This is a genomic window from Parabacteroides hominis, from assembly GCF_014287585.1.
Classification (GTDB): Bacteria; Bacteroidota; Bacteroidia; order Bacteroidales; family Tannerellaceae; genus Parabacteroides; species Parabacteroides hominis.
In genome coordinates this window covers 1-1,268 of sequence record NZ_JACOOJ010000097.1, presented here as the reverse complement: position 1 = coordinate 1,268, position 1,268 = coordinate 1, and the positions used below count along the sequence as shown (strand labels likewise).

Here is a 1,268-nt window from a genome sequence, read left to right as displayed (position 1 = left end):
TCATATTCTTATGTTTTTAGCAAATATTTTCCGATAAAATAGGAGAATAAAATTCATCCCTTTTGATAACGGCGAACATTCTCGCCACAAGTTTTGCCCGTAAAGCATTGATAATGGTCATTTTATTCTTTCCTTCATCAACTTTACGTTCATAATACGCTTTAAGTTCACCACTTTTCCTATGTGTTATAGCCACAGCGGACATGTGTAGCAATGTTTTAATATACTTACAGGCTCTCTGCGAGACTCTGTTTTTGGAGTGTTGGCTACTTCCAGAAGTATAAGCAAACGGTGCTACACCTGCATAACAGCAAAATTGCCGGGGATTATCGAAGCGCGTAAAGGCTTCTGTTACAATTATCATATTCATGGCAACTACACGACCGATCCCATCAATGGATGTCAAAAGATCCATCTGTCGGCTTAGTATCTTAGTTGATTCTATAATTCTGTTCATTTCATCTTCGATTGCTTTTAGTACCTGTTCCAGGGATTTGATTAACATTTTCAATCTACCGGATTTATCTTTATATAATGCTTTAGGCATAAAGTCTTTCTGATCTGTTAACTGAGCTTTATATTTTGATAAGTCGACCAGATAGAGAGTCCGTTCTGCCTCTAATTGATTTAAACGAGTCAATTCTTCAGAAGGACGTTTATAACAAACTGCCTGATCACAAAATCGGGAAGCATACATGGCGATACGTTTTGCATCCACTTTATCGTTTTTACCACGAGTCAGACCTGAACAATACTTTATCTGGGCTGGATTTTCCAGCCATAACTTACAATCTATTGATTTACACACGCAAATCAAAGGATAAGTATATTGTCCAGTATGTTCAGCACAGATTATAAAATCTCCATTTGTCATATTCAAATCCCGCTTTAATTCGTTGATCAGCTTTAATATAGCTTGCTGATGATTTGTCACTTGTTCTTCTGTTACTACTTTAGAACCACACATTACGCAGATATCCAACTTCTTTTTTGAGACATCTACACCGATAAAATAAAAGTTTTCCATATTTTTGTATTGGGCAAAAAGAGAGAAAGGAACTTGAACTTAGCCTAAAAACCTTAAAAACAAAGGTGTTATATTCTTATATAGGTCTGGGTTCAGGGTAGACAGAGAGTCCTAATATGAACATGAATCTTATTCCATCTTTTTACTGGTTCACTCTTTGTCTTCCTTTCTTTCAATTGTTTGACATATTACAAATCTATCTTTTTTATCTTATCGAAATCCTATCTGCCAAAACTAAGGT

General features: G+C 35.5%; 1 protein-coding gene. It reads right to left on the bottom strand.

Annotated elements, in window-relative coordinates; all coding sequences use genetic code 11:
* Nucleotides 1–16 precede the first annotated feature (16 nt).
* Entirely contained in the window at nt 17–1,027 is a 1,011-nt protein-coding gene (locus tag H8S65_RS20805; RefSeq protein WP_186931713.1) for an IS110 family RNA-guided transposase, read from the bottom strand.
* Nucleotides 1,028–1,268: the final 241 nt, after the last annotated feature.